A 3,070-nucleotide genomic window follows, 5' to 3' on the forward strand; every position below is an offset into this window, starting at 1 on the left:
CCCCCACCCTGAGCATCACCCGCAGCCGCACGGCGTGGGCGCTGGCCTGCTTCTTCGGCCTCCAGGCCACTGCGGCGTACATCACCATGGGGTGGATGCCGCAGATCTTCCGCGACGCCGGGGTCTCCGCCGGCACTGCCGGTGTGCTGCTCGCCGTGACCATGGCGATGGGCATCCCGCTCGCGTTCGTCATTCCACGGCTGGCCTCCCGCATGCGCAACCAGGGCCCGATCGTCGTCGCCCTCGGCCTGTCCGGCCTTCTGGGGTACGCCGGCCTCTACCTCGCCCCCGCCTCCGGCGCCTGGGCGTGGGCCCTGCTGCTCGGCGTCTCGAACTGCGCCTTCCCGCTCGCCCTGACCATGATCGGGATGCGCGCGAAGAGCGGCGCCGGCGTCGTACGCCTCTCCGCCTTCGCCCAGAGCACCGGGTACCTGATCTCCATCCCCGGCCCGCTCCTGGTGGGGGTGCTCTACCAGCACAGCGGCAGCTGGGGCCTGCCGATCGGCCTGATGGCGGGCCTGATGCTGCCGCAGATCGTGGTCGGCGTGCTGGCGGGACGCAACCGTACGATCGAGGACCAACTCGCCTGACCCGGCCGGGGGCGGGCGTACAAAGGGTGCGAGACTGACCGTATGCCTGTACTCGACCCGAACCCCCAGAACGGCCAGAAGAAGCTGCTGCTCGTGCTCGGCGCGATGCTCGGCATCACGGTCCTCATCGCGATCATCGCCACCCTCGCCTCCCCGTGAGCCCCGGCCGCTGACGCCTTCGCACCCGTACCGGTGGTGGGGCTGTCCCCACCACCCCTTAGGGGGCCAGGGTCAGGGTGATCTGGGTGGGTCACCGGATGGGTTCCCGCGCGCGCACTCCGTAGGTTCGACACAACAGCCGAACAGCGACGACGGAGGCGGTCATGGCGGCCCGCGCACACACCCGGACCAACCCCCCGGCCTCCGGCCTGGACACCCGGCTCCCGTGGTGGGCCGTGGTGCTCCCCGCCCTCGCCTTCGCCGTCCTGCTGCTCATGATCGCGGGGCCGGGCGAGGCGCGCGCGGCGACCGGCGATCCGTCGGTCACCCACCTCGTGGAGCGCATCCAGCAGACCCTGTCCCACTAGTCGCCCGGGCCCCGTTCACCCGCGGCGGGGCAGCCGTTCAACACCCTGCGCCCCGTGGCGCGATTCGTGCGAAGCTGGGATGCATGAGCGTCGATACACCCCGCAGGATCGTCCTACTCCGGCATGCGAAGGCCGACTGGCCGCAGGTGTCCGACCACGATCGGCCGCTCGCCGACCGCGGCCGCATGGACGCCCCGGTCGCCGGCCACAAACTGGCCGACACGGGCATCACCTTCGACCTGGCTCTGTGCTCGACCGCGACCAGGACGCGCGAGACCTGGAAGCTGGCCGTACAGGAACTGCCGAGGCGTCCCAGGACCGTCTACGAGGAGCGGCTGTACGAGGCCACCCTCGGCGACCTCCTCGCGCTCCTGAACGAGACCCCGGACGAGGTGAACGACCTCCTCGTCATCGGGCACAACCCCAGCATGCACGCCGCCGCCGACGCGCTCGCCGGCAGCGGCGAGCGCGACGCGATGGCCCGCATGACCAAGAGCGGCTTCCCGACCGCGTCGTTCGCGGTGGTCGGCTTCACCGGCTCGTGGAAGTCCGTGGAGCACGGCGTGGGCAAGCTGCTGGACTACTGGGCCCCGCACGACTGAGCCCGCGCCCCTGTCCGGTACGAACGAAGGCCCCGGCGCGCGTCAACGCGCGCCGGGGCCTCCTGTCGTACGCGGCGCTACTCGGCCAGGCCGTCGGCGGCCTCGACCTCTTCCCGGGTGATGCCGAGCAGATACAGCACGGTGTCCAGGAACGGCACGTTCACAGCGGTGTCGGCGGCCCTGCGCACGACGGGCTTGGCGTTGAAGGCGACACCCAGCCCCGCCGCGTTCAGCATGTCGAGGTCGTTGGCGCCGTCACCGATCGCCACGGTCTGGGCGAGCGGTACGCCCGCCTCGGCGGCGAAACGGCGCAGCAGCCGCGCCTTGCCCGCGCGGTCCACGATCTCGCCGACGACACGGCCGGTGAGCCTGCCGTCCACGATCTCCAGTGTGTTGGCGGACGCGAAGTCCAGCCCCAGGCGCTCCTGGAGGTCGTCGGTGACCTGGGTGAACCCGCCCGACACGACGCCCACTTGGTAACCGAGCCGCTTGAGCGTACGGATCAGGGTGCGGGCGCCGGGCGTGAGCCGCACCTCCTGGCGCACCTTGTCCACGACGTCGGCGTCGAGCCCGGCGAGCAGGGCGACGCGCGCGTGCAGCGACTGCTCGAAGTCCAGCTCTCCGCGCATCGCCTGGGCGGTGACCTCGGCGACCTGGTCCTCACAGCCCGCGTGCGCGGCGAACAGCTCGATGACCTCGTCCTGGATGAGCGTGGAATCCACGTCCATCACGACCAGGCGCTGAGCCCGCCGGTGCAGCCCCGCAGACACGACGGCCACGTCGATCCCGAGCTCGGCGGCCTCCAGCGCCAGCGCGGTGCGCAGCGCCTCGGTCTCCGTACCGGAGACCGCGAACTCCACCGCCGTGACCGGGTACTTGGCGAGGCGGAAGATGCGGTCGATGTTGCCGCCGGTGCCGGTGATCTTGGCCGCTATGGCGGCGGTCGACTCGGCGGTGAGGGGGTGCCCGAGCACGGTGACGTGCGAACGCCCGCTGCCGCGCGGCCGGTTGTCGCCCGTACCCGAGATGATCTCGGCCTGGAGGCTCAGGGAGTCGGCCCAGCTGTGCACGGTGGCCCGCAGCTCGCCGGAGGTGCTCACGGTAGGCTCGGTGACCAGGGCGCACAGGACGATGCGGCCCCGGGTGACGACCTGCTCGATGTCGACGACGTCGACGGAGTAGGCGGCAAGCGTGTCGAAGAGCCCGGCGGTGATTCCGGGACGGTCCTTCCCGAAGATCTTGACGAGAAGGGTGGGTGCGGTGTCGGGGGACTGACCGGGCAGACTCGGCTGAGATGCGCTCATGATGCCTCTACCGTATCGGGCCCTTCCCCCGCCCTCACCTCCTGTCC

The 3,070-nt window shown here is 71.2% G+C and carries 5 protein-coding genes; 4 read left to right on the forward strand and 1 reads right to left on the reverse strand.

The window, feature by feature from the left end:
- From E2E34_RS32905 to E2E34_RS32915, 4 genes are all read left to right on the forward strand, one after another.
- Window positions 1-590 (forward strand): MFS transporter (locus E2E34_RS32905; protein WP_138905498.1); only part of this gene is annotated, 590 nt, incomplete at its 5' end.
- 42 nt (window positions 591-632) lie between these two features.
- Complete coding sequence (locus E2E34_RS37075; RefSeq protein ID WP_268245800.1) at window positions 633-749, forward strand: SGM_5486 family transporter-associated protein; 117 nt, start codon at window positions 633-635, stop codon at window positions 747-749.
- Between the two features lie 164 nt (window positions 750-913).
- Window positions 914-1,117, forward strand: coding sequence for a hypothetical protein (locus E2E34_RS32910; RefSeq protein ID WP_138905499.1), 204 nt, complete (start codon window positions 914-916; stop codon window positions 1,115-1,117).
- 83 nt (window positions 1,118-1,200) lie between these two features.
- Window positions 1,201-1,719, forward strand: a complete 519-nt coding sequence (locus E2E34_RS32915; RefSeq protein WP_138899313.1) for a SixA phosphatase family protein — start codon at window positions 1,201-1,203, stop codon at window positions 1,717-1,719.
- Between the two features lie 77 nt (window positions 1,720-1,796).
- Here E2E34_RS32915 and serB read toward each other — a convergent pair whose 3' ends face one another.
- The gene (serB, locus tag E2E34_RS32920; RefSeq protein WP_138905500.1) at window positions 1,797-3,023 is read right to left on the reverse strand and encodes a phosphoserine phosphatase SerB; all 1,227 of its coding nucleotides are present in this window, start codon (window positions 3,021-3,023) and stop codon (window positions 1,797-1,799) included.
- Window positions 3,024-3,070 lie beyond the last annotated feature (47 nt).

The organism is Streptomyces albidochromogenes, assembly GCF_005981925.1.
GTDB lineage: Bacteria > Actinomycetota > Actinomycetes > Streptomycetales > Streptomycetaceae > Streptomyces > Streptomyces albidochromogenes.